The sequence below is a fragment of the Streptomyces sp. NPDC002265 genome (genome assembly GCF_040296125.1).
Classification (GTDB): domain Bacteria; phylum Actinomycetota; class Actinomycetes; order Streptomycetales; family Streptomycetaceae; genus Streptomyces.
The window spans coordinates 1-2814 of sequence record NZ_JBEOWS010000602.1 but is presented as its reverse complement, the minus strand read 5'-3'; the positions used below and the strand labels follow the sequence as shown (position 1 = coordinate 2814).

Annotated in this window: 2 protein-coding genes; one reads left to right on the top strand and one right to left on the bottom strand. The window is 70.3% G+C overall.

Features of this window, described 5'->3' with window-relative positions; translation table 11 throughout:
- Positions 1–118: 118 nt before the first annotated feature.
- Entirely contained in the window at positions 119–1198 is a 1080-nt protein-coding gene (gene hisC / locus ABT085_RS45385; RefSeq protein ID WP_351622845.1) for a histidinol-phosphate transaminase, read from the bottom strand.
- 434 nt (positions 1199–1632) lie between these two features.
- Here hisC and ABT085_RS45380 point away from each other — a divergent pair, with 434 nt between their 5' ends.
- Positions 1633–2745, top strand: a complete 1113-nt coding sequence (locus ABT085_RS45380) for a LacI family DNA-binding transcriptional regulator (protein WP_351622842.1) — start codon at positions 1633–1635, stop codon at positions 2743–2745.
- Positions 2746–2814 lie beyond the last annotated feature (69 nt).

The window sequence follows — 2814 nt, the reverse complement described above, 5'->3', positions numbered from 1 at the left end:
CCCGGCCCCCCGCGCGGGGGGCGTGGGGCCCCCCCGGGCCTGCACTCCGTGGTGGGGGGGGTCTGTTCCACGTGGAACAGACGCCCCTCACTCAAGACTGTCGCCGCCGGGCCGAGCCCTACAGGTCCCTGCGGAATCCTTCCGCCACCTTCAGGAAGATGTCGTTCGCCTCGTTCTCCCCGATCGTCACCCGCACGCCCTCGCCGGCGAACGGCCGCACCACGACTCCCGCCTGCTCGCACACCGCCGCGAAGTCGACCGTGCGCTCGCCCAGCCGCAGCCACACGAAGTTGGCCTGGGTCTCGGGCACCGTCCAGCCCTGGGACCGCAGCGCGTCGACCACGCGCGTGCGCTCGCACACCAGGGAGCCGACCCGTCCGAGCAATTCGTCCTCGGCGTTCAACGAGGCGACCGCCGCGTCCTGGGCGAGCTGGCTCACCCCGAACGGGACCGCCGTCTTGCGCAGCGCCGCGGCGACCGGCTCATGGGCGATGGCGAAACCGACGCGCAGGCCGGCGAGGCCGTACGCCTTGGAGAACGTACGCAGCACACAGACGTTCGGACGGTCGCGGTACAGCTCCACCCCGTCCGGCACCTCGGTGTCGCGGATGAACTCCCGGTACGCCTCGTCGAGCACCACCAGCACATCGCCGGGCACCCGGTCCAGGAAGCGTTCCAGCTCGGCCCGGCGCACCACCGTGCCCGTCGGGTTGTTGGGGTTGCAGACGAAGATCAGCCGGGTGCGGTCGGTGATCGCTTCCGCCATCGCGTCCAGGTCGTGCACATCGCCCGGCGTCAGCGGGACCTGCACCGACGTGGCACCGCTGACCTGCGTGATGATCGGGTACGCCTCGAAGGACCGCCAGGCGTAGATCACCTCGTCGCCCGGTCCTGAGGTCGCCTGGATCAGCTGCTGGGCGACACCGACGGAACCGGTGCCGGTCGCCAGGTGGGAGACCGGGACACCGAAGCGGTCGGCCAGCTCGTTCATCAGGGCCGTGCACGCCATGTCCGGGTAGCGGTTGAAGGCGGAGGCCGCGGCCGTCACGCTCTCCATCACACCGGGCAGCGGCGGGTACGGGTTCTCGTTGGAGGACAACTTGTACGCCACCGGGCCGTCGGCCACGGCGGGCTTGCCCGGCTTGTAGGTGGGGATCCCCTCCAGCTCGGCGCGCAGCTTGGGGCTCGTCTCGCTCACCGCAGTCCTCCTTGTGACCACCACCGCTTCCAATACTTCTCACCTTATGAGGATTCGGCGCGGCTGCGCACGGGTGAGGCCCGACCTCTTCGCCGCCGGGGCTGTCGGACGGGGCGAGCTCCTGCGTCACGGCAGTATCAGAGGCATCACCGGACCGAGGTACACACTCCAGGGGGGCGTGTCGTACATATATCTACGCGCCGGTAGCTCACGCCGTGGCGCGCATCCCTCGTGAAGGTGAGTTGAGACCTCTTCGAGACATCGGACACTTGGCAGGTCGACGCTCCCCGGCAAGTCACGTACAGGCACTGAATCGATCAACTGACTTGTTTTCTAAGGTAGTTACCTGCGTTTGACCATGCAGAAACGTGCCTGTCAACGCGTGCATATGCGCCCGCCCTACCCCACCGCATGAGCCCTACTATCGGCTCGCCATGACAGCAGCAGGGAAGCACCAGGTGAGCCGCGCGGAAACCTCACGCCGAGGCAGCCGGCCGGGCCGGGCGGGCATCAGGGATGTGGCCGCCGCCGCCGGGGTCTCCATCACGACCGTCTCCGATGCCCTCAACGGCAAGGGCAGGCTCCCCGACGCCACCCGACGCCATGTCCGCGAAGTCGCCGACCGACTGGGCTACCGCCCTTCGGCCGCGGCCCGAACCCTCCGTACCGGCAAGTCGGGTCTCATCGGTCTGACGGTGACGACGTACGGGGATGAACCTTTCACCTTCACGGAGTTCGCGTACTTCGCGGAGATGGCCAGAGCCGCGACCTCCGCCGCGCTCGCCCGCGGCTACGCCCTCGTCATCCTGCCGGCGACCTCGCGCCACGACGTGTGGTCGAACGTCGCCCTGGACGGCACGGTCGTCATCGACCCCTCGGACCAGGATCCGGTGGTCAGCGAACTGGTCCGCCAGGGGCTGCCGGTCGTCTCCGACGGCCGCCCGGCCGGATCCCTGCCGGTCACCGCCTGGGTGGACAACGACCACGAGGCCGCCGTCCTCGGCATCCTCGACCACCTGGCCGAGGCCGGCGCCCGACGGATCGGCCTGCTCACGGGCACGACGACGGACACCTACACCCGTCTGTCCACCACCGCGTACCTGCGCTGGTGCGAGCGCGTCGGCCAGGACCCGGTGTACGAGGCGTACCCCGCGCACGATCCGTGCGCGGGAGCCGTCGCCGCCGACCGGCTGCTCGCCCGCCCGGACCGCCCCGACGCGGTCTACGGCCTGTTCGACCCCAACGGCACCGACCTGCTGGCCGCCGCCCGCCGCTACGGGCTGCGCGTCCCGGACGACCTGCTGCTGGTCTGTTGCAGCGAGTCCACCGTGTACGCCAACACCGAGCCGCCCATCACCACGCTCTCGCTGAAACCCCGCCGGATCGGCACCGCGGTGGTCCAGCTGCTCATCGACGCCATCGAGGGTGTGGAGTCGGACCTGCCGGTCGAACAGGTGATACCCACCGAGCTGATCGTGCGTACCTCCTCCCAGCGGCGCCCGCCACGCACCACGGTCAGTCCGCCGAGGACTCCCGACCGGAGATAGCGGGCGCCCACGGGGCGGGCCGGGGCCGTCGGGACGCCCGGCCGCACGACGCCGCCGTGCGGCCCGCAC

Excerpts from the sequence above, each read along its gene's own strand:
- ABT085_RS45380 (WP_351622842.1), top strand. The coding sequence starts at position 1,633 with ATGACAGCAGCAGGGAAGCACCAGGTGAGCCGCGCGGAAACCTCACGC.